This is a genomic window from Pseudomonas sp. ES1, assembly GCF_050586605.1.
Taxonomy (GTDB): Bacteria; Pseudomonadota; Gammaproteobacteria; order Pseudomonadales; family Pseudomonadaceae; genus Aquipseudomonas; species Aquipseudomonas sichuanensis.
Genome location: NZ_JBOBDM010000009.1, coordinates 20381 through 46062, shown reverse-complemented (window position 1 = coordinate 46062; position 25682 = coordinate 20381). Strand labels below are relative to the sequence as shown.

Sequence of the window (25682 nt, the reverse complement as noted above, 5' to 3'; positions counted from 1 at the left end):
TGCATGACGCAAGTCACGGTGAAAGAACTGGCCCAAGAGGTCGAGGCACCGGTAGAGCGCCTGCTGCAGCAGATGCGTGAGGCAGGTCTGCCGCACACCGACGCCGGTCAGGTAGTGACCGATAATGAGAAGCAGACCCTGCTGACCCATTTGAAGAGCAGCCACAAGAGCAAGGCGGAAGAGCCGCGCAAGATTACCTTGCAGCGCAAGACCACCAGCACCCTGCGTGTCGCCGGTAGCAAGAGCATCAGCGTAGAAGTACGCAAGAAGAAAGTATTCGTGCAGCGCAGCCCGGAAGAGATCCAGGCTGAGCAGAAGCGCGAGCAGGAAGAGCGCCGCGCGGCTGAAAACGCCGCTCGCGAGAAGGTCGAAGCCGAAGTGCGCCAGCGCAACGAGGAGCAGGCACGCCGTCAGGCCGCCGATGCCCCGGCCGCTGCCCCGATAGCCAAGGCCGAGCCTGCCGCTGTTGCTGCCCCGGTAGTGGCCAATGCGCCGGTGTCCGAAGACGCCGCCGCACGTGCTGCCGAGCGCAAGAAAGACGAGACCCGTCGCAACGAAAGCCGCAGCCGTGATGACGATCGTCGTGGTGGTGGCCCAGCTGCTGCCGGCCGTGGCGAAGCGCCGCGCATGTCGGTCAAGGTCAAGGTCAAGGAGAAGGAAAAGGCTCCGACTCCACGTGCCGCGCCACGTACCACCGAAGAAGAAAGCGATGGTTTCCGTCGTGGCCGCGGTGGCAAGAGCAAAGGCAAGAAGCGCAACCAGCATGGCTTCCAGAGCCCGTCCGGCCCCGTCATCCGTGACGTGACCATCGGCGAGACCATCACGGTTTCGGACCTGGCCCAGCGCATGTCGGTCAAAGGTGCTGAGGTCGTCAAGTTCATGTTCAAGATGGGCACTCCGGTTACCATCAACCAGGTGCTCGACCAGGAAACCGCTCAGCTGGTAGCAGAAGAGCTGGGTCACAAGGTCACCCTGGTCAGCGATACCGCCCTGGAAGACTCCCTGGCCGAATCGCTGAAATTCGAAGGTGAAGTCGAATCGCGCGCGCCGGTCGTTACCGTCATGGGTCACGTTGACCATGGTAAGACCTCGCTGCTCGACTACATCCGTCGTGCCAAGGTTGCTGCTGGCGAAGCCGGTGGTATCACCCAGCACATCGGTGCCTACCACGTCGAAACCGACCGTGGCATGGTCACCTTCCTCGACACCCCAGGCCACGCTGCGTTCACTCAGATGCGTGCCCGTGGTGCCAAGGCTACCGACATCGTCATCCTGGTGGTGGCGGCGGACGACGGCGTGATGCCGCAGACCCGCGAAGCCGTTCAGCATGCCAAGGCTGCTGGCGTGCCGCTGGTGGTTGCCGTGAACAAGATCGACAAGCCGGGTGCCGACCTCGATCGCATCCGCAACGAGCTGGCCGTCGAAGGCGTCACCTCCGAGGACTGGGGTGGTGACACGCCGTTCGTCAAGGTGTCGGCGAAGATGGGTACCGGTGTCGACGAACTGCTCGAAGCCGTACTGCTGCAGGCCGAGATTCTCGAACTGACCGCCACCCCGACTGCTCCAGGTCGCGGTGTCGTGGTTGAATCGCGTCTGGACAAAGGCCGTGGCCCGGTTGCCACCATCCTGGTTCAGGACGGTACCCTGCGTCAGGGCGACATGGTCCTGGTCGGCTCCAACTATGGCCGCGTGCGCGCCATGCTCGACGAGAACGGCAAGCCTGTGAAGGAAGCCGGCCCGTCGATCCCGGTCGAGATCCTCGGCCTGGATGGCACCCCGGACGCCGGTGACGAAATGTCCGTGGTGGCCGACGAGAAGAAAGCCCGTGAAGTTGCCCTGTTCCGTCAAGGCAAGTTCCGTGAGGTCAAGCTGGCCCGTGCTCACGCCGGCAAGCTGGAAAACATCTTCGAGACCATGGGTCAGGAAGAGAAGAAGACCCTCAACATCGTCCTCAAGACCGATGTGCGTGGCTCCCTGGAAGCGCTGCAGGGCTCGCTCGGCGGCCTGGGCAACGACGAAGTTCAGGTACGTGTGATCGGTGGCGGCGTCGGTGGTATCACCGAAAGCGACGCCAACCTGGCACTGGCCTCGAACGCGGTGCTGTTCGGCTTCAACGTGCGTGCCGATGCCGGTGCGCGCCGGATCGTCGAGCAGGAAGGTCTGGATATGCGTTATTACAACGTGATCTACGACATCATCGAAGACGTCAAGAAAGCCCTGACCGGCATGCTCGGCAGCGATGTTCGCGAGAACATCCTGGGTGTCGCCGAAGTGCGTGACGTGTTCCGTTCGCCGAAGTTCGGCGCCATCGCTGGCTGTATGGTTATCGAGGGTACCGTGTACCGCAACCGTCCGATCCGCGTACTGCGCGACGACGTTGTGATCTTCGAAGGCGAGCTGGAATCGCTGCGTCGCTTCAAGGACGATGCTGCCGAAGTGCGTAACGGCATGGAGTGCGGTATTGGCGTCAAGAGCTACAACGACGTCAAGGTCGGCGACAAGATCGAAGTCTTCGAGAAAGTCCAGGTGGCTCGTACCCTTTAAGGGCGAGCCCGCTGCCAACCCCCGTCGTACGGCGGTTGGCAGCGCCTCTGCAGGTAGCGCCCGGTCAGGCTTGTGTCTGAACCGGGCGTTTGCCGCTTTAGAAACAGGTAGCAAAAATGGCAAAAGAATACAGCCGTACCCAACGTATCGGCGATCAGATGCAGCGTGAGCTGGCCGAACTGATCCGCCGCGAAGTCAAGGACCCACGCGTGGGCCTGGTGACCATCACCGCCGTCGACGTCAGCCGCGACGTGGGCCATGCCAAGGTCTTCATCACCGTCATGGGTGAAGAAACCCCGGACGCCGTGCAGCAGTCGCTCAAGGCCCTCAACAGTGCCGCCAGCTTCCTGCGCCTGCACCTGGGCCGCTCGATGCAGCTGCGCAGCGTGCCGCAACTGCATTTCCACTTTGATGAAAGCGTCAGCCGTGGCGTGCACCTGTCGGCACTGATCGAGCGAGCGGTCGCCGAAGACCGTCTGCACAAGGATGCCGACGAGCCGGGCGCCAAGGAGTAAGCGGTGGCCCAGGTCAAACGTATCCGCCGCAACGTCAGCGGCATCATCCTGCTCGACAAGCCGCTGGGGTTCACCTCCAACGCCGCGTTGCAGAAGGTCCGCTGGTTGCTCAATGCCGAGAAGGCCGGCCACACCGGCAGCCTCGACCCGCTGGCCAGCGGCGTGCTGCCGCTGTGCTTCGGTGAAGCGACCAAGTTCTCGCAATACCTGCTCGAGTCCGACAAGGGCTACGAAACGGTCATGCAGATGGGGCAGACTACCAACACCGGTGATGCCGAGGGCGAAGTCCTGCAGACCCGTGAGGTGACCGTCGGTCGCGCCGACATCGAGGCACTGCTGCCGCGTTTTCGCGGCCCGATCAGCCAGATACCGCCGATGTACTCGGCGCTCAAGCGTGACGGCCAGCCGCTTTACAAGCTGGCACGTGCAGGAGAGGTAGTGGAGCGCGAGGCGCGTTCTGTTACTATTGGCCGCTTGGAGTTGCTCGAGTGCGAAGGCACCCGTGCACGGCTGAGCGTAGGATGCAGCAAAGGCACCTATATCCGCACCCTGGTGGAGGATATTGGCGAGGCACTTGGCTGCGGCGCCTATGTCGCCGAGCTGCGCAGGACCCAGGCCGGGCCCTTCGCACTGGCACAGACCGTGACCCTCGAGGAGCTCGAACAGGCCCACGCCGAAGGTGGCAACGAAGCGCTCGATCGCTTCCTCATGCCGTCCGACAGCGGGCTGCAGGACTGGCCGCTGTTGAGCCTTTCCGAGCACAGTGCGTTCTACTGGCTGCATGGCCAGGCCGTGCGTGCTCCGGATGCGCCGCAGTTCGGCATGGTCCGCGTACAGGATCACAACGGTCGCTTCATCGGTATCGGTGAAGTGAGCGAAGACGGGCGCGTGGCGCCACGTCGGCTGATTCGGTCGGAATGACCGAAACCGCAGGCCCAGGCTTCGGCTAAAGCCTGCGGATACAAGGGTGGCTGTCAGTAGGCACGGTCACACCTTTTTTATTAATACAGGGATCAAGTCCCTGGCCTATTGGACCCCGCTTGCGGGATCCGTTTATCAGGAGAAGCCACATGGCCCTCAGCGTTGAAGAAAAAGCTCAAATCGTTGCCGACTACCAGCAAGCTGCTGGCGATACTGGTAGCCCGGAAGTTCAGGTTGCTCTGCTGACCGCGAACATCAACAAGCTGCAAGGCCACTTCAAGGCCAACGGCAAAGACCACCACTCGCGTCGTGGCCTGATCCGTATGGTTAACCAGCGTCGTAAGCTGCTGGACTACCTGAAGGGCAAAGACACCACTCGTTACAGCGCCCTGATCGGTCGCCTGGGCCTGCGTCGCTAATAGCGGCCTGGTCAGTGGTGTGCATGGCGGATTCATCGGCAACGCTGCCTGGCAGCGTTCCCGTTGGGCACGCCATGCGTATCTTCGAGGTTGGCAGCCTGGCAATGCCGAGCGGGATTTCCGCTCGGCGCCAGGCTCCCAGCCTCGTGTTGTATCTGGACGGTCAACGGGGCCGATTCCCTGTTCTGCCCAAGAATTCGCAAGAAACCAGTTCCCCCAGAGCCACTGAAAAAGGTAGGAAACCGTGAACCCGGTAATCAAGCAATTCCAGTTCGGTCAATCGACCGTTACCCTCGAAACGGGCCGCATTGCCCGTCAGGCCACCGGCGCTGTGCTGGTCACCGTCGACAACGATGTCACCGTGCTGGTGACCGTGGTCGGTGCCAAGCATGCAGACCCGAGCAAGGGCTTCTTCCCGCTGTCCGTGCACTACCAGGAAAAGACCTACGCCGCTGGCAAGATCCCAGGTGGTTTCTTCAAGCGTGAAGGCCGCCCATCCGAAAAAGAAACCCTGACTTCGCGCCTGATCGACCGCCCGATCCGCCCGCTGTTCCCAGAAGGTTTCATGAACGAAGTGCAGGTCGTCTGCACCGTGGTTTCCACCAGCAAGAAGACCGATCCGGACATCGCTGCGATGATCGGTACCTCGGCTGCCCTGGCCATTTCCGGCATTCCGTTTGAAGGCCCGATCGGCGCCGCCCGCGTTGCCTTCCACGAAAGCACCGGCTACCTGCTGAACCCGACTTACGAGCAGCAGGCCGCTTCGAGCCTGGACATGGTCGTCGCCGGTACCGCCGATGCCGTACTGATGGTTGAATCGGAAGCCAAAGAGCTGACCGAAGACCAGATGCTGGGCGCCGTGCTGTTCGCCCACGACGAATTCCAGGCCGTGATCAAGGCTGTCAAAGAGCTGGCTGCCGAAGCCGCCAAGCCGACCTGGGACTGGAAACCGGCCGTTGCCAACACCGAGCTGTTCAACGCCATCCGCGCCGAGTTCGGCGAGGCGGTCTCCCAGGGCTACACCATCACCGTCAAGGCCGACCGTTACGCGCGCCTGGGCGAGCTGCGCGACCAGGCGGTTGCCAAGTTCTCCGGTGAAGAAGGCCAGCCATCGGCCGGTGAAGTCAAAGACATCTTCGGCGAGATCGAATACCGCACCGTTCGCGAAAACATCGTCAACGGCAAGCCACGTATCGACGGCCGCGACACCAAGACCGTGCGTCCGCTGAACATCGAAGTCGGCGTACTGCCGAAGACCCACGGTTCGGCCCTGTTCACCCGTGGCGAAACCCAGGCCCTGGTGGTTGCCACCCTCGGCACCGCGCGTGACGCCCAGCTGCTGGACACCCTCGAAGGCGAGAAGAAAGACCCCTTCATGCTGCACTACAACTTCCCACCGTTCTCGGTAGGCGAGTGTGGCCGCATGGGCGGTGCTGGCCGTCGCGAAATCGGTCACGGCCGTCTGGCCCGTCGTTCGGTCCAGGCCATGCTGCCGGCTGCTGACGTGTTCCCGTACACCATCCGCGTCGTATCGGAAATCACCGAGTCCAACGGCTCCAGCTCCATGGCTTCGGTCTGTGGCGCTTCCCTGGCCCTGATGGACGCTGGTGTGCCGATGAAAGCACCGGTGGCCGGTATCGCCATGGGCCTGGTCAAGGAAGGCGAGAAGTTCGCCATTCTGACCGACATCCTGGGTGACGAAGACCACCTGGGCGACATGGACTTCAAGGTAGCTGGTACCGCCAAAGGTGTTACCGCGCTGCAGATGGACATCAAGATCAACGGCATCACCGAAGAGATCATGGAAATCGCCCTGGGCCAAGCCCTGGAAGCGCGCCTGAACATCCTCGGCCAGATGAACCAGATCATTGGCCAGTCGCGCACCGAGCTGTCGGCCAACGCACCGACCATGATCGCGATGAAGATCGACACCGACAAGATCCGTGACGTCATCGGTAAAGGCGGCGCCACCATCCGCGGTATCTGTGAAGAGACCAAGGCTTCGATCGACATCGAAGACGACGGTTCGATCAAGATCTTCGGCGAAACCAAGGAAGCGGCTGAAGCTGCCAAGCAGCGCATCCTGGGCATCACCGCAGAAGCCGAGATCGGCAAGATCTACGTCGGCAAGGTCGAGCGCATCGTCGACTTCGGCGCCTTCGTCAACATCCTGCCGGGCAAGGACGGCCTGGTGCACATCTCCATGCTCAGCGATGCGCGTGTAGAGAAGGTCACCGACATCCTGAAGGAAGGCCAGGAAGTCGAAGTACTGGTACTGGACGTGGACAACCGCGGCCGTATCAAGCTGTCGATCAAAGACGTTGCCGCTGCCAAGGCATCGGGCGTCTAAGCATTTCGATGCTGCAAAGAAGGACCCTTCGGGGTCCTTTTTTTATGGGCGTCGGTCATGCCCGTCGAGCCGCTGGAGGCTGGGCACATTTCCTGCGGGCGAGCTTGCAACTTGCACTCAACAATACCCTCATACTTGCAAATTGCACGATCCATCATGTCGTGCGATTTTTATAAGTAACTGATTTATAAGGATTAATTTAAATACAAAAACCTGGCACAGCCCCTGCAATATCACTCCTACCTGACGCCAGGAACCACGGCGCAGACCTTTCGAAAAACAGGAGTGACTCTCATGAAGAAATTCGCCATTGCTGCCGCTACTGCTACCGCGCTGACCCTGACCATGGCTAACGCGGCGTTTGCTGCCCAGTCCACCCAGGCCCCGATGACGCTTGCGGCCGGTGAGGTGACCAAAGCCAAGGAAGCTACCTCCGATACCTGGATCACCACCAAGGTGAAGGCTGACCTGATGACCGAGAAAGGTGTACCGGGCAGCGATATCAAGGTCGAAACCAACAAGGGCGTTGTGTCGCTGTCGTCCGAAACGGCGATTACCGATGCGCAGAAAGAGATGGCAGTCGCCATCGCCAAGAAAATCAAGGGCGTACAGGCCGTCTCGGCTGATGGCCTGAAGTCCGAATAAGGGATGTCCCGTCGGCCAAAGGGAATTGGCCACTTTTGACGCAAAAGCCCCGGCACCTGCCGGGGCTTTTGACTATTCATCAGACCCCGGGATTGCGGGCGATCACATCACTCTCGAAACACACCTGCTCCAGGATCAACGGCTCCACCAATGGCCGGCTGTCGCGAAAGTGCGCGGTCTGGGTATGGGCCTCGTAGGCCGCATCGTCGCGGTAGATCTCGTACAGGTAGATCACCTGCGGGTCTTCGCGGTCCACCGACACATCGAACACCAGGCAGCCTGGCTCGGTAGCGACCGAGGCAGCCGCATTGGCTTTGATGGCACTGAGAAAGGCTTCGGTCGTACCGGGCTTCACGCGCGTCTTGATAAACAGGCTATACACAGGCGCTTCCTTTTGTTTTAAATTCGCATTCGAATTGTATACAAAAATGGAGTCCTGACCATGACCGATCTACCTGCCCGCCCGGGCCGACTCAACGGCCTGCGCCACATTGCCCTGCTGGTGCCCAATCTGGAGGAGTGCGAGCGCTTCTATGTCGATGTGCTGGGTATGGAAGTACTCAATCGCGCCAACGAGGACCTGGTCTATCTCACCTGCGGTAACGACAACCTCTCGTTGGGGCGCGGCGCAGGTGCTGCCAATGGCCTGCAAACCCTGGATCACTATGGCTTCATCGTCGACAGCGTGGAGGAGCTGGAAGCCTGGTACCAGTACTTCAAGGCCCGTGGCGTAACCTTGCTCGACCGCCCGTTCAACCACGGCGACGGTGCGCGCAGCTTCCATTTGCTGGACCCGGCGGGGAACAAGGTACAGCCGCTGTATCACCCGTCGGTGTCGGGGCAGCGGTTGGTTTGAGTGTTTGATTTATGGCGATCGCAGGTGTGGCTGATCCTGCGCCGCTGGGAGCGACTTACCTGTGCTGTGGCTGTCGGCCTCATCGCCGGCAAGCCGGCTCCCACAGGTACGGCGCTGACCTTGACGATCACGCGATCCCTGTGGGAGCTGGCTTGTCGTGGCGACGAACCGCAGCGATGAGCCCAGCACAGGCATCATCGGGCGGTATGGGCGGATGCCGAGTTACTCGGCATCCAGATGCAGCGGCGTCACTACCCGGCCATCACTCTCGGCCTGGCCGAGGGATGCGTCGATGAAGTACACCCGGTCATCTTCGAGCTGCCCTTTGTCCACCAGGTAGTCCTTGATGCTGCTGGCCCGTTCCTGGCCGAGGGTACGCAGCAGCGGGGCACTCTCGGCCCAGGACTTGATCACTGCCTCGCGCAGCTTGGTGGTGCGCTCATCACGACCGAGCTTTTCCCACTCGGCGGGCGGTTGCTGCTTCAGTCGGGTGCGGTAGATACCTTCGAGCATGGGCGGCTTGTCGCTGTCATCGACCACCAGCAGTGACGGATTGGCCGGCACCTTGTCGCCACGGCGCTGCAGTACCTTGTACCAGGTGGCCTGGTATTCGCGCTCCAGGCGCTGCTGGGCGATCAGCGGGCCATCGCTGCCCTGGGCGGCGGTACCTTCGATCTCCAGGCGCAGCTCCGGGCGCGACTTGAGCGCAGAGGCCAGTTTGTCCAGCGAGGCCTGGGCGTCGGGGCTGAGCTCGCTTGAACCTGCGGCGAACGAGACATTGCCCAGATCTTCCGCACCACCGCCAGAGACCAACCCGCCGATGAACTTGAACGGCGCTTGGGCTGCGCGCAGCACCAGGTTGCGCAGGGTCTGCCAGACGATTGGCATCACGCTGAACTGCGGGTTGTTGAGGTCGCCGGAGATCGGCAGCTCGATGGAGATCTTGCCCTCGGTATCCTTGAGCAGTGCCACTGCCAGGCGGATCGGCAGGTCCACTGCGTCCGGGCTGTCGACCTTCTCGCCCAACTGCAGTTGCTCGACCACCAGCTTGTTTTCGGCTTTCAGCTGGCCGTTGGTGATCAGGTAATGCAGGTCGAGGTTCAGGCGTCCCTTGCGGATGCGAAAGCCCGCGAACTTGCCCGAGTAGGGGGTCAGGGTGGTCAGTTCGACGCGCTTGAAGCTGGTGGCGATATCCAGGCTGGCCAGCGGGTTGAATGGGTTGAGCGCGCCCTTGATGGTCACCGGCGCGTAACGGTCGACCTTGCCCTTGATGTCCACCTTGGCCGGTTGCGGCTTGCGGTTGTCGAGGGTGCCGACCTGGCCGTTGAGCTGTTGCACGGCGGTGGCGAAGTTGGGGGTCAGGGTCAGGTCGGCGAAGTTGGCCGAGCCGTCGTTGATGTTGATCTGGCCGATGCGGATGCCCAGCGGCTTGCTGCTGCCGGCAGTGGCAGGCTTGCTCTGGGAGGCCGCAGGTGCCCCGGCGGGTTGCGGGATCAGCAGGTCACTGACGTTGGTGGTGCGGTCTTCGTTGATGATGAAGCGCGCATAGGGTTGCAGCAGGGTCACCTTGTCGATCGACAGGGCGTCGCCATGCACATAGGACAGGCCATCGACGTTGACCTGCTGCCATTTGACGAAGTCGCGGTTCTTGATGGTGTCCAGGGTATGCAGCTGGTTGACCTGGGCCTTGCCGCCAATGTCGAACGCCAGCGGCTCGGTGCTCTTCAGGTTCACTTTGAGGTCGCTGGACAGCATGCCGCTGCGCAGTTCCAGGCGAATGAACGGGCTGATGTAGGCCTGCGCCACGCGTAGGTCGATGTCGCGGGTGGCCACATCGAGCTTGGCGGTGATCGGTGCCAGGTTGACAACGCCGGCGGCCTGCAGCTTGCCCTGCTTGCCCACGCCGGTATCGAGCTTGAGGGTGAAGGGCGACTGGTTGAGGCTGTCGAAGTTCTGCAGGTCGAGGTTGAGCGGGCCGACGTCCAGCGCCACAGGTTCCTTCTGGCTGCGGTCGGCCAGATGGATCATGTAGTTGCGCGCCTGTACGTCCTTGAGCAATACCTGCCAGGGCTTGCTCGGCGCCTTGGCGGCCTTTTCCTTGTCGGTGGGTTCGGCGGCGGCAGGTTCGGCCTTTTCCTTGGGGGTGGCCTTGGCCGGCTGGCTGGCGAACAGCTTCTGCCAGTCGAGCTGGCCGTCCTTCTCCAGTGCCGCCCAGGTTTCGAGTTTTTCGCTGCGGATCTTGCCGACGGTCACCAACTGCTTGGCCAGGTCGATGGAGGTTTCGCTGACCTCCAGGCTGGCCAGGCGCGCCAGCGGTCGGCCGTCGGGGGCCTTGATGGCGAACGGTGCAATGCGCACGGCGGTTTGGTCCAGCAACAGCTCGGTTTCTTTGGCCAGGCTGAGCTTGTAATGGGTGTCGAGGTTGATGACGCCATCTTCCAGCACCAGGGGCACTGCATCGCGTACATAGGGCCAGAACGCTTTCATCTTGCCGTCGGTGACTTTCAGCGTGCCTTCGGAGGCGATCGGCGCGAGGCTCAGGGTACCGCTCCAATCGATGCGCCCGCCGTTGGGGCCGTTGGCCACCAGGGTCATGTCGGCGTTGTCGTCAGGCAGGGTACTGAGGTTCTTGAGCTCCAGGTTCATCGAGTCGTAGATGAACTCGATCGGCTCGCTGGGGCGCTGGTCCTCGAAGTGCAGGTAGCCTTCGCTGAGCTTGATGCTGCCGATGCGCAGCGGGAACGGGTCGCTGGGTGGCTCTTCGGCTTTTGGCTCACTGGGTGGCAGCTTGAACAGCTGGGTCAGGTTGAGGCTGCCATCCTTGGCGAACAGCAGCTCGGTGCGCGGCTTGTCCAGCTCGACGGCTTCCAGGTGCAGGGCCTTGGTCCACAGGCTGTCGAGCGCCAGGTTGGCGTACAGCCGTTCGAAACCGACCTGCTCCTTGCCGGGCTCACCGATCTGCAGGCCCCACAGCGTCAGCTCGAGGCTGAACGGGTTGAGTTCGATGCGCTGCAGGTGCGCCGGCACGGTGGCGTGCTGCGCCAGCTGCTGGTTGGCAATGCGCAGTGCGATGCCGGGGAGAATCAGGAAGCCGAGCAGGCTGTACAGGGCCACCAGGGCCAGCAATGCGCCGAAGGCGCGAGTCAATCCTTTGTGCATGTGTCGCTTCGTCTGTAGCAGGCTGGAGTGCTTGGAGTATGGCACGTTCAACAGGTTCCGCCGGGGTCAGAAAACACCTCATTCAATCCCCATGCGCCGCCTTGCGCGGTGCGCCGAACCGTCGCGCATGGCCCAGCGAAGCACCGGGGCGGTGTTGGCCAGGCCCAGGCGGATCAGGCGCCTGGCCAGCGGGCCTTGTTGCAGGCTAAGCATTTGCTGGGCCCAGCCTGGCAGCAGGTCCGCTCCCGCCTTGAGCATCAGTTTGCCCACCGGCTCGGCCAGGCGGCTGGGCGCCGGGGCCTTGAACAGGATGTCGATCACTTCCAGGCTGCGGGCATCACAGAGCAGCTGTGGGCGCATGTGTTGCAGGTAATCCTCGATCTGGCTGCAGGAGCGTGGCACGTTGCGGGCGCCCAGGCGCTCGGCGATCAGGGCGATCTCGTTGTAGTAGGCGTCCTGATCGGCACGAGGCAGGCCGGGGTTGCGGTAGCGCAGATGGGCGGCGAGGAAGCTGCTCACTTCGGCCACGTGCACCCAGGTCAGCAGGTCGGGGTCGCTGGCGGCATAAGGGCGCCCGTCCGCGGCGGTGCCGACCACCTTGAGATGGATGGTGCGTACCTTGTCGATGAGCCACTCGGCGTCGCGGGTCGAGCCGAACGTGGTGCCGGAGATGAACTGGCTGGTACGGCGCAGGCGGCCGAGCAGGTCTTCGCGAAAGTTCGAATGGTCCCACACGCCCGCCAGTGCCAGTGGGTGCAGCAGCTGCAGCATCAACGCACTGATGCCACCCACCAGCATGCTCGGGAAGTCACCGTGCACCTGCCAGCTGATGCTCTGAGGGCCGAACAGCCCGGGGTCGCCTTTGGGCGTTTCCAGGTCGAGCTGGCCGAGGGCCAGCCCGGTAAGGCTCATGACCTGGGTTTCGATGCGGCGGCGTAGGGCTTCCATGGCGACCTTGCGGGCTGGGCAGCCCTGCCCGGGCCGCGGGTTACTGGTTGAGACGCTTGTCGATCAGGCCCTGGACCACGCTCGGGTCGGCGAGGGTGGAGGTATCTCCCAGGTTGTCCAGTTCGTTGCAGGCGATCTTGCGCAGTATACGCCGCATGATCTTGCCTGAGCGGGTCTTGGGCAGGGCCGGGGCCCACTGGATCAGCTCTGGCTTGGCGAAACTGCCGATCTCCTTGCTGACCAGCGCCAGCAGTTCGGCCTTGAGTGCATCGCCCGGGGTGACACCATTCATGGGGGTGACGAAGGCATACACGCCCTGGCCCTTCAGGTCGTGCGGGTAGCCCACCACCGCGGCCTCGGCGACACTGTCGTGCAGCACCAGCGCGCTCTCGACCTCAGCGGTGCCGATGCGGTGGCCGGAGACATTGATCACATCGTCGATGCGCCCGGTGATCCAGTAGTCGCCATCGGCGTCGCGGCGGGCGCCGTCGCCGGTGAAGTAATAGCCGGGCAGGGGTTTGAAGTAGGTGTCGACCATGCGCTGATGATCGCCGTAGACACTGCGGATCTGCCCTGGCCAACTGGCCTTGATCGCCAGCAGCCCGGCGCCGGGGCCTTCGATGAGCTTGCCTTTTTCGTCCAGCAATACAGGTTGCACGCCGAACATGGGCTGGGTGGCGCAGCCGGGCTTGAGGCGCTGGGTGCCGAGGAGAGGGGTGAGCATGATGCCGCCGGTCTCGGTCTGCCACCAGGTGTCGACGATGGGGCAGCGCTGCTGCCCGACCGCCTCGAAATACCACTCCCAGGCTTCGGGGTTGATTGGTTCGCCGACGCTGCCGAGCAGGCGCAGGCTATCGCGTGAGGTGCCTTGCAAGGGGCCTGAACCTTCGCGCATCAAGGCGCGCAGGGCGGTGGGCGCGGTATAGAAGATATTCACCCGGTGCTTGTCCACCACCTGCCAGAAGCGCGAGGTGTCGGGGTAGTTGGGCACGCCCTCGAACATCAGCGAGATCGCCCCGTTGGCCAGCGGGCCGTAGACGATGTAGCTGTGGCCGGTTACCCAGCCGACATCGGCGGTGCACCAGAACACCTCGCCGTCACGGTAGTCGAACACCAGCTTGAAGGTCATCGTGGCCTGCAGCAGGTAGCCGGCGGTGCTGTGCAGCACGCCCTTGGGTTTGCCGGTGCTGCCGGAGGTGTAGAGGATGAACAGCGGGTCTTCGGCCGCCATGGGTTCGGGGGGGCAGTCATCGCCGGCCTTTGCGGTGGCCTCGTGGTACCAGAGGTCGCGGCCATCGCTCCATGCCACATCGCCCCCGGTGCGGCGCACCACCAGCACGCTGCTGACATTGGGGCAGTTGGCCAGGGCTTTGTCGACGTTCTGTTTGAGCGGTATGCGCTTGCCGCCACGCACCCCTTCGTCGGCAGTGATCACGGTGCGGCAGTCGGCGTCGAGGATGCGGTCACGCAGGGCGTCGGGCGAGAAACCGCCGAACACCACCGAGTGGATGGCGCCGATGCGTGTGCAGGCGAGCATGGCGTAGGCGGCTTCGGGGATCATCGGCATGTACAGGCAGACCCGGTCGCCTTTCTTTACCCCGCGTGCTTTGAGCGTATTGGCCAGGCGGCAGACCTGGCGGTGCAGTTCGCGGTAGCTGATGGTCTTGCTGTCGTTCGGGTCGTCGCCTTCCCACAGCAAGGCCGTCCGCTCGCCGCGCTGGGCCAGGTGGCGGTCGATGCAGTTGTAGGAGACGTTGAGCTGGCCGCCGTCGAACCAGCGTGCCGAGCCGGTTTTCAGGTCGCATTGCTGCACGCTGGCCCAGGGCTTGATCCAGTCCAGGCGTTTGGCCTGTTCGGCCCAGAAAGTGTCGGGGTTCTCCACCGACTGGCGGTAGAGGCGGCGGTAGTCGTCGTCGGTCAATTCGGCGGCCTGGCAGACGGCCAGGGCCCGGGGGTAGTTGCGAATATCGAACATGGCGAGTGGTCCTGCTCTTGTAGAGGAGTGGGACTGCGGCGGCTATTCGATGGACAGTGTAGAAGGCGGGGGTGTTCCTGGAGGCGCGGAAATCATGCGATCTGTGGGAGCGGCTTTAGCCGCGAAGCAGGCGGCGCGGTGGAGGGCACCGGCTTCGCCGGTGTTCGCGGCTGAAGCCGCTCCCACAGGCCCGTGCAAATCAGCGAGTTATTTGCAGGCCTGTGAGAGCGGTCGTCTATCAGCTTGGCATCAACCGCGATGACGGCCGCGGAAGTAGTTGATCAGGCCCTGGGTAGAGCCGTCCTCGGCGCTTTCTTCCAGGCTGCCGACCAGGCGCTGATACACGCCCTTGCCCAGCTCCTTGCCCAGCTCCACGCCCCACTGGTCGAAGGCGTTGATCCCCCAGATCACGCTCTGCACGAAGACCTTGTGCTCGTACATGGCCACCAGCGCGCCAAGCCGGCGCGGGCTGATGCGCTCGACCACCAGGGTGTTGCTCGGGCGGTTGCCCGGGATCACCTTGTGCGGGGCGAGCTTGGCGATGTCGGCTTCGTTGAGGCCCTTGGCGCGCAGTTCGGCCTCGGCTTCCTCGCGGGTCTTGCCGAGCATCAGCGCCTGGCTCTGCGACAGGCAGTTGGCATACAGCCACTGGTGATGGTCGGCCACTGGGTTGAAGCTCACCACCGGCACGATGAAGTCGGCCGGGATCATCTGGGTGCCCTGGTGCAGCAACTGGTGGTAGGCGTGCTGGCCGTTGCAGCCCACGCCGCCCCAGATCACCGGGCCGGTATCGGTTTTCACCGGGGTGCCGTCGGTCAGCACGCTCTTGCCGTTGGACTCCATGTCCAGCTGCTGCAGGTGCTTGGTGATGTTGCGCAGGTAGTGGTCGTACGGCAGGATCGCGTGGCTCTTGGCGCCCCAGAAGTTGCCGTACCACACGCCCAGCAGGGCCAGCAGCACCGGCATGTTCTTGTCGAACGGCGCGGTCTGGAAGTGCTGGTCCATGGTGTAGGCGCCAGACAGCAGCTCCTTGAAGTTGGCGGTGCCGATGGCCAGGGCGATCGGCAGGCCGATGGCCGACCACAGCGAGTAACGCCCGCCGACCCAGTCCCACATCGGGAAGATGTTCTCTTCGCGGATGCCGAAGGCCACGGCGGCGGCCTTGTTGCTCGACACGGCGATGAAGTGGCGGTACAGCTCGGCTTCCGAACCACCCTGGGCCAGGTACCAGGTGCGGGCGGCCATGGCGTTCTTCAGGGTTTCGAGGGTGTTGAACGACTTCGACGAGACGATGAACAGGGTGGTCTCGGCGCGCAGGTTGGCCGAAAGTTCATGGAATTCGCTGCCGTCGATGTTGGCCAGGTAGTGGCAACGGACACCGCGCTGGGCATAGGGCAGCAGGGCCTCGGAGACCAGTTCCGGGCCGAGGAACGAGCCGCCGATGCCGATGTTTACCACGTCGGTGATCGGCTTTTCGCTGTAGCCGCGCCACAGGCCGTCGTGGATGCGGCCGACCAGCTCGGTGATCTGGTTCAGCACCTTGTGCACTTCCGGCATCACGTTGACGCCGTTGACGCTGAGCTTGTCGCCGACCGGGCGACGCAGTGCGGTGTGCAGCACCGGGCGGCCTTCCGAGCCGTTGACGATTTCGCCGCTGAACATCGACTTGATGGCGTCGCCCAGTTCGACTTCGTTGGCCAGGTTCACCAGCAGTTCGCGGGTCTGCTCGTTGATGAGGTTCTTCGAGTAGTCGAGGAACAACCCGCAGCAGCTCAGGGAAAACTGTTCGAAGCGCTTGCCGTCGGCGGCGAAGGCTTCGCGCATGCTGAAGCCCTGCATGGCGTCGCGGTGTTGCTGAAGCGCCTGCCAGGCGGGCAGCGCCGTCACATCGTGGGGAGTACGGTAATACGCCATTGCGGATGGTTTCCTTGGTGCATGGTCAGGCTATGACACTGGCGATCTTTGCCAGTTGCAAGCTGCTCATTATAGGCATTGGTCGGGAAGCGGGAATGGGGGCAGGCGGGGCGGGGGATGAAATATTGTTTGGGGCTCAGGCTGTAGGAGCGGCCTTGTGTCGCGATGGGCCGCTCCTACAGGACCGCGCTATGTCAGGCGGTGCGTTCTTCCAGGTGCAGGTACAGGTTGTCGATCAACCGAGTGTTACCCATGTACGCCGCCGCAATCACTACCAGGTCACGGTCATCGACCTGTGCCGGGCGCAGGGTCAGTGCATGGCGTACCTCCAGGTAGTCCTTACGGAACCCCGCCGCTTCAAGTTGCGCCTGCCCTTCAGCGATCAGCGCCGCGAAGTCACGCTGGCCACGGCGGATCGCCTCGGCCATGGCGCTGAGCACGCGGTACAGCGCAGGCGCCGCCGCACGCTGCTCGGCACTCAAGTAACCGTTGCGCGACGACAGCGCCAGGCCATCCTCGGCGCGCACGGTCGGCTCGCCGAGGATCTGGATCGGCATGTTCAGGTCGCGAACCATGGCGCGAATCACCGCCAGTTGCTGGAAGTCCTTCTCACCGAATACGGCAAGGTCGGGCTGGACCATGTTGAACAGCTTGCTGACCACGGTCGCCACGCCTTCGAAGTGCCCGGGGCGGCTGGCACCGCACAGGCCTTCGGACAGCTGCGGCACGCTGACCCGGGTCTGCACGGCCATGCCATCGGGGTACATCTCCTCGACGGTGGGGGTGAACAGCAGGTGGCAGCCCGCTTCGAGCAGTTTTTCCTGGTCGGCGGCGAGGGTGCGGGGGTATTTGTCCAGGTCTTCGCCGGCACCGAACTGCAGCGGGTTGACGAAGATGCTGGCAACCACGAAGTCGGCGCGCTGGGCGGCCTTGGTCACCAGCGCGGCGTGGCCGCTGTGCAGGTTGCCCATGGTCGGCACGAACGCGATGCGCTTGCCCTCGCCGCGGGCACGGGCCACGGCGGCGCGCAGTTCAAGGACGGTCTTGACGGTATTCATGCGCTGAACCCATGTTCACTGGCAGGGAAACTGACGTCTTTCACGGCTTGCACATAGGCTTTGAGCGCGCTGTCGATGTCCGCCTGGCCGGCCATGAAGTTCTTCACGAACTTCGGCACACGGCCGCTGAGGGACAGGCCGAGCATGTCGTGCAGTACCAGCACCTGGCCATCGGTGGCGCTACCGGCACCGATGCCGATCACCGGAATGGCCACCGCCTGGGTGATCTCGGCGGCCAGCTCGCTGGGCACGCACTCGAGCAGCAGCATGGCGGCGCCGGCTTGCTCCAGGGCGATGGCATCGGCGCGCATCTGCCGTGCCTGGGCTTCCTGGCGGCCTTGGACCTTGTAGCCGCCGAGCACGTTGACGGTCTGTGGCGTGAGGCCCATGTGCGCGCACACCGGCACGCCGCGTTCGGCCAGCAGGCGGATGGTCTCGGCCAGCCAGGCGGCGCCTTCGATCTTGACCATGTGGGCGCCGGCGCGCATCAACTGGGCGGCGTTGCTGAACGCCAGCTCAGGGGTGGCATGGGCCATGAAGGGCAGGTCGCTGAGGATCAGCGCGCCGTCGTTGCCGCGTTTGACGCAGGCGGTGTGGTAGGCCATGTCGTCGTTGCTGACGGGCAGGGTGCTGTCATGCCCTTGCAGGACCATTCCCAGGGAATCGCCCACCAGCAGTACTTCCACGCCGGCTTGGCTTGCGGCCTTGGCGAAGGTTGCGTCATAGCAGGTCAGCATGGTGATTTTTTCACCCTTGGCCTTCAGGCCATGCAGGGTGGTCAGGGTTACTTCAGGCATGTAGGGGCATCCTCGTTCAGGCGCTGTGAAAGACAACTGCGTACAACGCGTGTATTCATCAAGCGGAGCGGCACATCATCGTCTGTGATGTTCGGGCACAGGTCCGTCCGGGCCTAAATGGGTGATTGCGGCATAGTGGCGCCGCGGGACGCCTATAGTCGTGAGCGAGGTGGGGGAAGTCAATGACCCGTGTTACCGCATTGTTACGCGGTGGGTGTTACTGGCGTTACCGCCGTCTGAAACGCCCGTTTTACAGGCGTTCCAGGCCGACGAACGGGCAATCCTGAAGCATTTGCTGCAGGCTGCGGCCATCGGCGAGGCGGAAGTCGGCGTCGACCAGCTCGGCGAGCGGGTAGAGCACGAAGGGGCGGGCGTGCATGTGGTAATGCGGTACTTTCAGGCGCGGTACGTCGATGAGCTGGTCACCGAACAGCAGCACGTCCAGGTCGAGGGTGCGCGGCCCCCAGCGTTCCTGGCGGACCCGGCCCTGGTCGTTCTCGATGGCTTGCAGGGCGTCGAGCAGGTCAAGCGGCGCCAGCCGGGTATCGATGGCCGCTACGGCATTGGTGTAGCGCGGCTGGCCGGGCAGCAGCGAGTCGCTGGTGTACAGCGCCGAAGCCGCTGCCAGGCGAGTATCGGCGAGTACATCCAGCGCCTGCAGGGCGCTGCGCAGCTGCTCGGCGGGTTCGTCGAGGTTGCTGCCCAGGCCGATGTAAGCGCGGGTATACATGCTCAGTCCCACGCCTGGTCGTCGTCACGCTTGCGTTTGCTGGGGCTGCGCTTGCGCTTGCGCGGGCCGGCGCCTGTGCTGGCACCGTCGTCGCGGTTGCCCAGTTCGCGAATCATGTCGCGGCGCTGGCTGTCATTGGCGTCCTGGTAGTCGGTCCACCATTGGCCCAGGCCATCGGTTTCCTCGCCTGCGCTTTCACGCAGCAGCAGGAAGTCGTAGCCGGCGCGGAAACGCGGGTTGTCGAGCAGCATGTCGGCGCGTTTGCCGCTGCGCCGTGGCAGGCGCTCCTGCATGTCCCAGATCTCGCGGATCGGCAGGGTGAAGCGCTTGGGGATGGCAATGCGTTGGCACTGCTCGGCGATCAGGTCGTGGGCCGCGCCATTCATGGCCGGGATCGGCGGCACGCCTTGGCTCTGCAGGTGCAGCGCGCGGCCTGGCAGGGCTGGCCAGAGCAGGGCGGCGAAGAGGAACGCAGGGGTGACCGGCTTGCCCTGCTTGACGCGCAGGTCGGTGTTGGCCAGGGCCTGGCTGATCAGCGTGTGGGTGTAGGTCGGGCGCTCTTCCAGGGCATGGGCACTGGCAGGGAACAACGGCTCGAACAACTCCAGGTCGACCAGCATCTCGAAGGCCAACGCGCCCTGGCCGTTAAGGAACAGCTTGAGGGTTTCTTCGAACAAACGCGCCGGCGGGATCTCGCGCAGCAGCTTGGCCAGCTGGCGGATCGGTTGCACGGTGTGCTTTTCGATGCCGAAGTTCAGCTTGGCGGCGAAGCGTACGGCACGCAGCATGCGCACCGGGTCTTCCTGGTAACGGTGCGTCGGGTCGCCGATCAGGCGCAGCAGGCGGTTGCGCACATCGTGCACGCCGTTGGCGTAATCGAGCACGCGCTCGTTGACCGGGTCGTAGTACAGGGCGTTGATGGTGAAGTCGCGGCGCTGCGCGTCTTCCTCAAGGGTGCCGTACACGTTGTCACGCAGGATGCGGCCGCTGGCATTGTGCGAGGAGCGGTGGCTGTCGGCCTGGTCCTCGTCCGAGTGCGGGGCACGGAAGGTGGCGACTTCGATGATCTCGCGACCGAAATGCACGTGAACCAGCTTGAAGCGCCGGCCAATGATGCGGGCGTTGCGGAACTCGGCACGCACCTGTTCGGGGGTGGCGCTGGTGGCGACGTCGAAGTCCTTGGGCGTGATGCCCAGCATCAGGTCGCGCACGCAGCCACCGACCAGGTAGGCCTGGTAGCCGGCCGCCTGCAGGCGCTCGACGATGCCCACGGCATGGCGGCTGAACTGGCTGCGCTGCAGCGAGTGCTGGCTCTTGTTGATCACTTCAGGCGTGGTGCGCCTGTGGTGCTGGCCGGGGACCGGCGGGCGGAACGACTGGAACAGCTTCTTCAGCATGGGATGCACTGTTTGAAGGAATGTTCGGCCAAGGATAGGAGAATGGCCGCATGATGGGCGGGGATTCTAGCATTTACTGGGGGAATGGTGTAGGCGGCGTGCCAAGGGGCGTGGCAGACGCCCAGAAACGACAATGGGGAGCCGAAGCTCCCCACCAAGTCGTTGTGTGCTCTTATTGTTTTTTTGCTGGGCTTCTTGTTTTTGTTGAGTGCCCTGTTCACAAATCTCGAAGCTTGTGAACGACCCCTAAACCAGGGGTGAAGAGCAAACGGATTGCTTTGGTCGCCGAGTTGATGCTGATCTTTCGATCCAATCAGTTCAGGTGCTGCTTTTGAGTGCAGTTTTTGTTGTTCTCTGTCTGATCGTGGGGCAAGCCCCAAACACAGCTCCTCTCCAAAAGAATCAGTTAGCTGCGCCTCCGCCGTCTTGTTTTTATTGTGCGTGAGCCGTTTCGTCTTGTTCTTATTCTGAGTTGCAGTGCTTGTTATTGTTCTTGTACCAGACATATAGCAGATGCCGTGCCAACTTTTGAAAAGCCAATGAATCCGGGGGTTTTGGCCATTTCGACGGCTGTCCGCGCCGGGCAAATGTAGAAATTTCGTTACCGTACGCCTCGTGGGCTGTTACGCCGAAGGGCAGAGGTAACAGATTTTTGCGGGAACTGATCTGTTACCGCGCTTCCCTCAAAAGCATCGCGGGGCAAGCCCGCTCCCACGCCAGGTGCTCCAGAAGGGGCATCAAGCGTGGGAGCGGGCTTGCCCCGCGATAGGTATGACGGTGTATCAGTTGTCGCTGGTGGCGTTGCTCTTGCGCCGCGGGATGCCCAGGCGCTGGCGACGCTCCCACAGGCACTTGCGGCTCACGCCCAGCTTGCGCGCCAGTTCCGTCTCGGTCATGTGGTCCTGGTGTTCAAGGACGAAGTGCTGGAAATAGTCCTCCAGCGACAGGTCTTCGGTGGGCTCGTGGCTGGCGTTGCCGGCACCGTTGCTTACCAGGGCGGGCAGGTGGGCCAGGCCATCGACCTCCTCGAGGTCGCTGAGCTCGATGTCGATGCCCAGCAGGTCTGCGGAAATCTCCGCGCTCTCGCTCAGGATCACCGCGCGCTCCACGGCGTTCTCCAGCTCGCGCACGTTGCCCGGCCAGCTGTAGTGACGGATGGCCTGTTCGGCTTCGTGGGAGAAGTGCAGGTCGTCGCGGCCGATGCGCGCGCTCTGGCGGGCGAGGAAGGTATCGGCGATTTCGTTGACGTCGCTGCCGCGCTCGCGCAGGGCGGGCAGCTTGAGCGCAATCACGTGCAGGCGGTAATACAGGTCTTCGCGGAACTGGCCGGCCTTGGCCAGGTTCTTCAGGTCACGGTGGGTCGCGGCGATCAGGCGCACATCGACCTTTTGCGACTGTACCGAGCCGACCCGGCGGATTTCGCCTTCCTGCAGCACACGCAGCAGGCGGGCTTGTGCCTCAAGCGGCAGCTCGCCGATCTCGTCGAGGAACAGGGTGCCGCCATCGGCCGCTTCGACCAGGCCGGCACGGCCGGCGCTGGCACCGGTGAACGCCCCTTTTTCGTGGCCGAACAGTTCGGATTCGATCAGGGTTTCCGGGATCGCCGCGCAGTTCACCGAGATCATCGGTGCCTTGGCCCGGCGCGAAAGATTGTGCAGGGCGCGGGCGACCAGCTCCTTGCCGGTGCCCGACTCGCCCTGGATCAGCACGTTGGAGTCGGTGGGCGCGACCTTGCGGATCTTGACGAACAGGTCCTGCATGGGCGCGCAGGAACCGATGATGCCGATTTCGCCATTGGCGGCTGCGGGGCTGGACTTGTCCGCGCCGGCCTTGCCATTGGTGGGCCGCGGTTCGGCGACCGCCGCTGCGGCTGGCGCGTTCTGCCGGTCGCGCAGGATGCGCGCGACGGCTTGCAGCATTTCGTCGTGGTCGAAGGGCTTGGCGATGTAGTCCACCGCGCCCATTTTCATCGAGTCCACCGCCGAGCGCAGGCTGGCGTAGCTGGTCATGATCAGCACCGGCGTGCCCTGGCCAAGCTTGATCAGCTCGGTGCCTGGGGCACCGGGCAGGCGCAGGTCGCTGACGATCAGGTCAAAGGTGGCGATGCTGAAGCGTTCCTGGGCTTCCTGCACCGAGCCGGCTTCGCTGACCTGGTACTGGTTGCGTTCGAGCAGGCGGCGCAGGGCCGAACGGATGATGGTTTCGTCTTCGACGATCAGAATGTGCGGCATTGATTCAATTCTCTCGACGGTCTCGAATTACAGGGGACGTCGCTACGACATGCCGGGGCAGGGTCACGCGGATCCGGGTACCACGTTGGCGCTCGATGTCGGCCGGGCTGTCGATGGTGATTTGCCCATAATGCTCTTCCACGATGGAATAGACCAGAGCGAGCCCCAGTCCGGTTCCCTCGCCTGGGTCCTTGGTGGTGAAGAAGGGTTCGAACAGGCGGTCCATGATGCTTTTCGGGATGCCGCTGCCCTCGTCCTCGACGATCAGGTCGACGGTGTGATCGCTGACTTCGCTGCGCACGCGCACGGCGCTGCCGGCCGGAGAGGCGTCGCGGGCGTTGGACAGCAGGTTGATCAGCACCTGGGCCAGGCGCTGCGGGTCGCCCTCGGCCCAGTGGTCGGGGTCGCAGAGGTTGAAGAACTGTACTTCGAAATTGCGCCGGTTCAGTGCCAGCAGACCAATGGCGTCCTGCGCCACTTCGGCGAGGCACACCGGCTCTTCGCTGTTCTGCTGGCTGCCGCCGGCATGGGCAAAGCTCATCAGTGACTGGACGATGCGCGAGACGCGCTTGGTCTGTTCGAGGATCTGGCTGGACAGCTCGATGATCTCGCCATCGCCCTCGCGCTCTTCACGCAGGTTCTGCGCAAGGCAGGCGATGCCGGTGATCGGGTTGCCGATTTCGTGGGCAACGCCTGCGGCCAGGCGGCCGATGCTGGCCAGGCGCTCGGAGTGCACCAGCTTGTCTTCCAGCGCCTGGGTTTCGGTGAGGTCCTCGACCAGCAGCACCAGGCCGCTGTTGCCCGGTGCCAGTGGCTCGTCGATGGCCGCCTTGTGCAGGTTGAGCCAGCGTGGCTGGCCATCGAGGGCCAGACGCTGCTTGTGCAGGTGCTCGTCGGGGACGTTGATGAACCCCTGCAAAAGGCCGCGCCAAGGCTCGCCGATGGTCACCAGGCGCGAGCCGACCACGTGCTTGGCGGCGATGCCTGTCAGCTCTTCCATCGCCTTGTTCCACATCAGGATCTCCTGGTCCTTGGCCAGCGAGCAGACGCCCATGGGCAGCTCCTGCAAGGTCTGGCGGTGGTAGCGGCGCAGGGCGTCGAGCTCGGCGGCGAGGCCGGTCAAGCGCGAGTGGTAGTCCTCGAGGCGGCTCTCGATGAAGTGGATGTCTTCGGTGACGTAGTTTTCGTTGCCGGACTTGTACGGCAGGAAGGTCTCGACCATGTCCTGCGCCACGCTCGGGCCCATCAGGCCGGAGAGGTTGGCCTCGATGCGGTCGCGCAGGCGACGCAGGGCGTAGGGGCGGCGCTCGTCGAACGGCAGGTAGAGGTCACGCAGGGCCTGCTCGACTTCCTTCTGCGCAGCCTTGGCGCCCAGTGGCTTGGCCAGCTGGGTGGCGAATTCCTGGGGCGAGGCAGCGTGCAGCTCGCGGCGTTGCGGGCGACGCACGTTGTCCACCGCGCAGGCTTCGGCGGCACTGACCTCTTCGCTGCTGGCATTGGTGAACAGCGAAATCAGGGTGAACAGCAGGACGTTGGCCGCCAGCGAAGCAATGGCCGCCATGTGCCAGCTGGTGTCGTCCAGCACGTAGATCATGTCCAGCAGCGGAATGTAGAAGCCCTGCAGGTTGCCCAGCAGCGGCAGCAGCATGGTCACCATCCACACCAGCATGCCGGCCAGCAGGCCTGCGATGAAGCCGCGGCGGTTGGCGGTCGGCCAGTACAGCACCGAAAGCACGCCGGGCAGGAACTGCAGGGTGGCGACGAAGGCGACGATGCCGAGGTTGGCCAGGCTCTGGTGGTTGTTCTGGGTAAGGTAGAAGACGAAGCCGGCGGTGATGATGGCGACGATCAGCGCCCGGCGGGTCCATTTCAGCCAGCGGTAGATGTTGCCTTCAGCCGGTGGCTGGTACAGCGGCAGCACCAGGTGGTTGAGGGCCATGCCCGACAGCGCCAGGGTGGTGACGATGATCAGCCCGCTGGCGGCCGACAGCCCGCCGACGTAGGCCAGCAAGGCCAGGGCCTGGTTGTTGGCGGCGATGCCCAGCCCCAGGGTGAAGTACTCCGGGTTGGTGCTGGCGCCCAGGCGCAGGCCGGCCCACAGCACCAGCGGCACGGCCAGGCTCATCAGCAGCAGGAACAGCGGCAGGCCCCAGCTGGCGCTGACCAGCGAGCGTGGGCTGAGGTTCTCGGTGAAGGCCATGTGGTACATGTGCGGCATGACGATCGCCGAGGCGAAGAACACCAGCAGCAGGGTGCGCCACGGGCCCTCCTGCAATGGCGTGTGCAGGGCGGCGAGGGCGGTCTGGTTCTGCAGCAGCCACACTTCCAGCCCATGCGGGCCGCCGAACACGCCGTACAGCGCGTAAAGGCCGATGCCGCCCAGGGCCAGCAGCTTGATCACCGACTCGAAGGCGATGGCGAACACCAGGCCCTCGTGCTTCTCGCGGGTGGCGATATGGCGCGAGCCGAAGAAAATGGTGAAGAGGGTGATCAGCGCACAGAAGGCGAATGCCACCCGCGCCTTGACCGGCTCGCCAGTGAGGATGCTGATGGAGTCGGCCACCGCCTGGATCTGCAGGGCCAGCAATGGCAGCACGCCGATCAGCATGAAGATGGTGGTCAGCGCGCCGGCCCAGGTGCTGCGGAAACGGAACGCCAGCAGGTCGGCCAGCGACGAGAGCTGGTAGGTGCGGGTGATCTTGAGGATCGGGTAGAGCAGCACCGGTGCCAGCAGGAACGCGCCGGACACCCCCAGGTAGCAGGCGAGGAACCCATAGCCATACTGGTAGGCCAGCCCCACCGAGCCGTAGAAGGCCCAGGCACTTGCATAGACGCCCAGCGACAGGGTGTAGGTCAGCGGGTGGCGGATGACCGAGCGCGGGATCAGCCCGCGTTCGCTGATCCAGGCCACGCCGAACAGCACCAGCAGGTAGGCGGCGCTGATCAGGATCATCTGGGTCAGGCTAAAGCTCATCGGCATCTCGTTGGCTCTGCAGGATGAAAGTGACGACGATGAGGATCAGCCAGAGCAGGTAGGGGCGGTACCAGGCTCCGGTCGGTTCGATCCACCAGTCCATGATGGCCGGGGAGAACAGGTAGATCCCCACGACCAGAAGCAGGACCAAACGATAGATGTACATGCTGGCCTCGAGGGTTGGGCGCTGCGGGTTTGGACTTATTATTGGTGAAAATGGCGCAGGCGATGCTAGCGGGTATCGGTAGG

Annotated in this window: 19 protein-coding genes; 7 read left to right on the top strand and 12 right to left on the bottom strand. The window is 63.6% G+C overall.

Going from position 1 to position 25682, the window contains the following annotated elements; all coding sequences use genetic code 11:
- The first annotated feature begins 3 nt into the window (after window positions 1-3).
- From infB to ACQ4N9_RS05775, 6 genes are all read left to right on the top strand, one after another.
- Window positions 4-2544 (top strand): translation initiation factor IF-2, encoded by a 2541-nt coding sequence (gene infB / locus ACQ4N9_RS05800; RefSeq protein WP_390966800.1) that lies wholly within the window; start codon window positions 4-6, stop codon window positions 2542-2544.
- Between the two features lie 116 nt (window positions 2545-2660).
- Complete coding sequence (gene rbfA, locus ACQ4N9_RS05795) at window positions 2661-3059, top strand: 30S ribosome-binding factor RbfA (protein ID WP_110995210.1); 399 nt, start codon at window positions 2661-2663, stop codon at window positions 3057-3059.
- A 3-nt stretch (window positions 3060-3062) separates the two neighbouring features.
- Window positions 3063-3980, top strand: a complete 918-nt coding sequence (gene truB / locus ACQ4N9_RS05790) for a tRNA pseudouridine(55) synthase TruB (RefSeq protein ID WP_110995211.1) — start codon at window positions 3063-3065, stop codon at window positions 3978-3980.
- Between the two features lie 149 nt (window positions 3981-4129).
- Window positions 4130-4399, top strand: a complete 270-nt coding sequence (gene rpsO, locus ACQ4N9_RS05785) for a 30S ribosomal protein S15 (protein WP_009404303.1) — start codon at window positions 4130-4132, stop codon at window positions 4397-4399.
- Window positions 4400-4643: 244 nt separating this feature from the next.
- The gene (gene pnp / locus ACQ4N9_RS05780; protein WP_390966803.1) at window positions 4644-6749 is read left to right on the top strand and encodes a polyribonucleotide nucleotidyltransferase; all 2106 of its coding nucleotides are present in this window, start codon (window positions 4644-4646) and stop codon (window positions 6747-6749) included.
- Window positions 6750-7043: 294 nt separating this feature from the next.
- On the top strand, window positions 7044-7394 hold the full coding sequence (locus ACQ4N9_RS05775) for a BON domain-containing protein (RefSeq protein WP_390966805.1): 351 nt from the start codon (window positions 7044-7046) through the stop codon (window positions 7392-7394).
- 79 nt (window positions 7395-7473) lie between these two features.
- Here ACQ4N9_RS05775 and ACQ4N9_RS05770 read toward each other — a convergent pair whose 3' ends face one another.
- Window positions 7474-7776 (bottom strand): putative quinol monooxygenase, encoded by a 303-nt coding sequence (locus ACQ4N9_RS05770; protein WP_110995996.1) that lies wholly within the window; start codon window positions 7774-7776, stop codon window positions 7474-7476.
- A gap of 60 nt (window positions 7777-7836) precedes the next feature.
- On the opposite strand from ACQ4N9_RS05770, the gene ACQ4N9_RS05765 reads away from it, so the two are divergent.
- A complete protein-coding gene (locus ACQ4N9_RS05765; protein ID WP_110995995.1) occupies window positions 7837-8250 on the top strand; it encodes a VOC family protein in 414 nt (137 codons plus the stop codon).
- 222 nt (window positions 8251-8472) lie between these two features.
- Here the strand turns inward: ACQ4N9_RS05765 and ACQ4N9_RS05760 are convergent, their stop codons facing one another.
- From ACQ4N9_RS05760 to ACQ4N9_RS05710, 11 genes are all read right to left on the bottom strand, one after another.
- Entirely contained in the window at window positions 8473-11409 is a 2937-nt protein-coding gene (locus ACQ4N9_RS05760; protein WP_390966807.1) for a DUF748 domain-containing protein, read from the bottom strand.
- Between the two features lie 78 nt (window positions 11410-11487).
- Window positions 11488-12357, bottom strand: coding sequence for an oxygenase MpaB family protein (locus ACQ4N9_RS05755; RefSeq protein WP_390966809.1), 870 nt, complete (start codon window positions 12355-12357; stop codon window positions 11488-11490).
- Between the two features lie 40 nt (window positions 12358-12397).
- Window positions 12398-14332, bottom strand: a complete 1935-nt coding sequence (gene acs / locus ACQ4N9_RS05750) for an acetate--CoA ligase (RefSeq protein WP_390966811.1) — start codon at window positions 14330-14332, stop codon at window positions 12398-12400.
- A gap of 249 nt (window positions 14333-14581) precedes the next feature.
- Complete coding sequence (gene pgi / locus ACQ4N9_RS05745) at window positions 14582-16246, bottom strand: glucose-6-phosphate isomerase (protein WP_390966812.1); 1665 nt, start codon at window positions 16244-16246, stop codon at window positions 14582-14584.
- Window positions 16247-16440: 194 nt separating this feature from the next.
- Entirely contained in the window at window positions 16441-17304 is an 864-nt protein-coding gene (gene panC / locus ACQ4N9_RS05740; protein ID WP_390966814.1) for a pantoate--beta-alanine ligase, read from the bottom strand.
- Window positions 17301-18101 carry a 3-methyl-2-oxobutanoate hydroxymethyltransferase gene (panB, locus tag ACQ4N9_RS05735; RefSeq protein ID WP_390966816.1) on the bottom strand — a complete coding sequence of 267 codons (801 nt, stop codon included), beginning with the start codon at window positions 18099-18101 and terminating at the stop codon, window positions 17301-17303. Before panB ends, panC begins: the two co-directional genes overlap by 4 nt.
- A gap of 250 nt (window positions 18102-18351) precedes the next feature.
- Window positions 18352-18831: a 2-amino-4-hydroxy-6-hydroxymethyldihydropteridine diphosphokinase gene (folK, locus tag ACQ4N9_RS05730; RefSeq protein ID WP_390966818.1), complete on the bottom strand. Its 480-nt coding sequence runs from the start codon at window positions 18829-18831 to the stop codon at window positions 18352-18354.
- A 2-nt stretch (window positions 18832-18833) separates the two neighbouring features.
- The gene (locus ACQ4N9_RS05725; RefSeq protein ID WP_347150362.1) at window positions 18834-20228 is read right to left on the bottom strand and encodes a polynucleotide adenylyltransferase PcnB; all 1395 of its coding nucleotides are present in this window, start codon (window positions 20226-20228) and stop codon (window positions 18834-18836) included.
- Between the two features lie 782 nt (window positions 20229-21010).
- Window positions 21011-22459, bottom strand: a complete 1449-nt coding sequence (locus ACQ4N9_RS05720; protein ID WP_390966820.1) for a sigma-54-dependent transcriptional regulator — start codon at window positions 22457-22459, stop codon at window positions 21011-21013.
- Window positions 22460-22463: 4 nt separating this feature from the next.
- A complete protein-coding gene (locus tag ACQ4N9_RS05715; RefSeq protein ID WP_189654515.1) occupies window positions 22464-25439 on the bottom strand; it encodes a sensor histidine kinase in 2976 nt (991 codons plus the stop codon).
- The gene (locus tag ACQ4N9_RS05710) at window positions 25423-25599 is read right to left on the bottom strand and encodes a hypothetical protein (protein ID WP_003250005.1); all 177 of its coding nucleotides are present in this window, start codon (window positions 25597-25599) and stop codon (window positions 25423-25425) included. Before ACQ4N9_RS05710 ends, ACQ4N9_RS05715 begins: the two co-directional genes overlap by 17 nt.
- Window positions 25600-25682: the final 83 nt, after the last annotated feature.

Coding starts and splice junctions, on each gene's coding strand:
- panC (WP_390966814.1), bottom strand. CDS start 17,304: ATGAATACCGTCAAGACCGTCCTTGAACTGCGCGCCGCCGTGGCCCGT.
- ACQ4N9_RS05765 (WP_110995995.1), top strand. CDS start 7,837: ATGACCGATCTACCTGCCCGCCCGGGCCGACTCAACGGCCTGCGCCAC.
- ACQ4N9_RS05710 (WP_003250005.1), bottom strand. CDS start 25,599: ATGTACATCTATCGTTTGGTCCTGCTTCTGGTCGTGGGGATCTACCTG.
- rpsO (WP_009404303.1), top strand. CDS start 4,130: ATGGCCCTCAGCGTTGAAGAAAAAGCTCAAATCGTTGCCGACTACCAG.
- pgi (WP_390966812.1), bottom strand. CDS start 16,246: ATGGCGTATTACCGTACTCCCCACGATGTGACGGCGCTGCCCGCCTGG.
- acs (WP_390966811.1), bottom strand. CDS start 14,332: ATGTTCGATATTCGCAACTACCCCCGGGCCCTGGCCGTCTGCCAGGCC.
- ACQ4N9_RS05760 (WP_390966807.1), bottom strand. CDS start 11,409: ATGCACAAAGGATTGACTCGCGCCTTCGGCGCATTGCTGGCCCTGGTG.
- ACQ4N9_RS05755 (WP_390966809.1), bottom strand. CDS start 12,357: ATGGAAGCCCTACGCCGCCGCATCGAAACCCAGGTCATGAGCCTTACC.
- ACQ4N9_RS05725 (WP_347150362.1), bottom strand. CDS start 20,228: ATGCTGAAGAAGCTGTTCCAGTCGTTCCGCCCGCCGGTCCCCGGCCAG.
- ACQ4N9_RS05715 (WP_189654515.1), bottom strand. CDS start 25,439: ATGCCGATGAGCTTTAGCCTGACCCAGATGATCCTGATCAGCGCCGCC.
- infB (WP_390966800.1), top strand. CDS start 4: ATGACGCAAGTCACGGTGAAAGAACTGGCCCAAGAGGTCGAGGCACCG.
- rbfA (WP_110995210.1), top strand. CDS start 2,661: ATGGCAAAAGAATACAGCCGTACCCAACGTATCGGCGATCAGATGCAG.
- folK (WP_390966818.1), bottom strand. CDS start 18,831: ATGTATACCCGCGCTTACATCGGCCTGGGCAGCAACCTCGACGAACCC.
- ACQ4N9_RS05720 (WP_390966820.1), bottom strand. CDS start 22,459: ATGCCGCACATTCTGATCGTCGAAGACGAAACCATCATCCGTTCGGCC.
- ACQ4N9_RS05775 (WP_390966805.1), top strand. CDS start 7,044: ATGAAGAAATTCGCCATTGCTGCCGCTACTGCTACCGCGCTGACCCTG.
- panB (WP_390966816.1), bottom strand. CDS start 18,101: ATGCCTGAAGTAACCCTGACCACCCTGCATGGCCTGAAGGCCAAGGGT.